The sequence below is a fragment of the Protofrankia sp. CiP3 genome (genome assembly GCF_917627345.1).
Lineage (GTDB): Bacteria > Actinomycetota > Actinomycetes > Frankiales > Frankiaceae > Protofrankia.
In genome coordinates this window covers 1-2618 of sequence record NZ_CAKJTM010000232.1, presented here as the reverse complement: position 1 = coordinate 2618, position 2618 = coordinate 1, and the positions used below count along the sequence as shown (strand labels likewise).

The 2618-nt window shown below is 68.7% G+C and carries 1 protein-coding gene and 1 pseudogene; one reads left to right on the top strand and one right to left on the bottom strand.

Features of this window, described 5'->3' with window-relative positions; genetic code table 11:
- Positions 1-1596, bottom strand: a pseudogene (locus MJ797_RS26745) (hypothetical protein); the annotation flags it as partial.
- A gap of 349 nt (positions 1597-1945) precedes the next feature.
- Between MJ797_RS26745 and MJ797_RS26740 the strand changes: the two are divergent.
- Positions 1946-2618: toll/interleukin-1 receptor domain-containing protein (locus tag MJ797_RS26740; RefSeq protein WP_239342522.1), on the top strand; the 673-nt coding region annotated here is incomplete at its 3' end.

Genomic DNA, 2618 nt, shown 5'->3' with positions numbered 1-2618 from the left:
CTCCTGCAGCGTGTCTACGGACCCGGCCGCGGCCAGCAGCTCGGCCAGCCGACGGGCCGCCGCCTCGTCGCCGGCGTCGGCGCGCTCCCGCAGCGGACCGAGGTCCCCAGCGTCGGCGCGCAGCTCGGCCAGGCGGTAGGCCGCCGGGTCGTCACCAGCGTCGGCGCGGGCCTGCAACATATCGACGTCCCCGGCCCTCGCGAGCAGCTCGGCCAGGTCGTGGGCGGCCTGATCGTCGCCGGCGTCGGCACAGGCCCCGAGGAGGGGGACCGCGATGACGTAGATGCGGCGCACGCAGGCGTTGGTGGCTATGCGGGGGATGTCGTCGGGGTGGATGAGGTGGTCGCGCAGCGCGGTCCAGAGGCTGGCGGGCGGGCGAGCACGGTGGCGAGTTCGGCTGGCGTGTTGGCGGAGATAGTCGGCCGCCAGGTAGCCGGTATTGACGCCTAGGCCGGCGCCGACGGGGGCGAGCGCGCTGGTGGAGCCGTGCAGGCGGCGGGTGTCGTAGTCGAGGGCCTTCTCGAACCAGTCTGCCGGGGCGTCGGCCTGGTCGCGGGGGGTGCAGTAGTCGTCGGCGGCGGCCAGCAGCAGCTCCCGGGGCAGGGGGTTGCGGGCGCCAAGGCGATGTGCGTCGAGCGCGGCGAGCAACACCGCCTTGGCGTAGGGCGGAGCCGTGGCGAGGTGGTGGAGCAGGGCGGGGGTCGCAGCGAGGTGTTCCGGCAGGCTGTAGGCGGTGTCGAGATCGAGGTAGGCGCTGATCCGCGCGTCGCCCGCGTCCGCCGCCGCGCGGGCGCGGCTGGTCTCGCCGGGGGTGAAAGCGGTCTCGAGGGTGACACTGTCGGCGAGGCGCAGCGTCTCGCGGGCATGCCGGTGCGGATCGGGTTCGCCCGGCGGCGGGACGTGGGAGTAGGCGTTCTGAAAGATCGACCAGATCGTGGCGACCAGGACGACTGGTGTGCTGGCTCCCAGCAGGGACCGGATGGTGCCCGCGGTCAGCGAGGTCTGGCCGTCGAAGTAGGTCTGGAGTTCGTCCAGCCAGATCACCAGCGGTTTTGTGGGCGGCTCGGCGGCAAGGGCGTGAAGGCGGCCAGCGTCGTCGGGGTGGATGAGCTCCCACCCGCCGCACTCGGCCCGGATCGCCTCGTAGGCGGTTCGCGACTTACCGACGGATGAATCGCCGACGATGAGTAGGAAGCCGCCTGTCGTCGCCATGGAGTGGAGCCGGGCGCGGATACCGCGGTCGCCGTTGTCCTTGTCTCTGAGCACGTAGGTCGGCAGGGCGTTGGGCGTGGCGCCGGGTACCTCAATCGGACGGTGTAGGCCGAGGAGGTACGGGTCGGCGTCCAGGACACGCCGACGGTCGAGTTCCTCGGACTGGGCGCGCTGCCATGCTTCATGCCAGGCATGGCGTTCGCTCGGCGGCACGTCGCAGGCGTCGAGGAAGATCTCGACTGTCTCCCACTTCGGCCTGCCTGACCTGACGGCATCGTTCGCGGTCGCGGCAGGCAGCAACCGAGCCGGATCACGCTTCTCGGCGCGCCGCTCCAGATTGCGGTACGACAAACCCAGGCTGAGGCGCAGCGTGTCGAGCGCCACGCCGAAATCGGCCCGTGACCGGACCTCTGTCGGATTCAAAATCACGCCGTCCCGTCGACGCACTGCCCTCTGCCGGTTGACCGGACGTCCGGCGGACGGTGTGCGACGCGCTGCTCGTGGGCCTCGCTGTCCGGGTCTGTCCGAGAGTATGGCCGGACACCGTCGGCGGGGTGTTCGGTACCCCTCGTCCCACCGCGCCCCGGCCAAATCGACACGGCCCGTCGCCCGGAACCTGGATTGCAGCCCAGTTACCCAGGCGCGGTCCCGTCGACCAAGGCCGGACCCCAGAACCATCCCGCCTCCGCTGGATTCGTTCGGAAGGGAATCCCCCGTCGCCATGGATCCACTTGTGTCGAGTGCCATCGTCTCAGTAGCAATAACCGCCCAACTCGGCTTCGTTCCTCAGGTGCGCCGGTTCTGGGCAGCGCACACCGACGTGGCGAAGAAAGACGACCGAGACGTCCGCACCACAGCCGGACGGCAGATCACCACCAGGCATCCTGCACTGACCGTGCGAGGTGGACCGTTTGCCGCACCGAGTACGTGTACCGACGGCGGCGAGCCCGATCGCGGCCGAGTCTTCGTGACCTACGCGCACGAGTCTCCCAGTTTCAAGGCTGCGGTGGCCGGGCTCTGCGAGTTCCTGCAGACCAAGGGCCTGGACGTCCACTACGACCAGCAGGACCTTCATGTCCGACGTAACTGGAACAATTGGGTCGACCATCAGCTTCGCCATGCCGACTACGTTGTGCTGATTGCATCCCCCGAGTACCTGGCCGCCGCCGAAGGCAGGGTCTCGAAAGGGCAACGACTGGGGGTCAGATCCGAGTACGAACGCCTGGCTGATCTGCATCATCGCGACCGGGAAGCATGGACGAGGAAGATTCTTCCAGTGATACTGACCGGAATGTCACCGGAAGACATACCACTGGCCTTCGGACCCAACACCTGCGACTACTACAAGGTCGAAAGCTTCACCGATGAAGGGGCTGCCGACCTGTTGCGAGTCCTGCTGGGGCTGT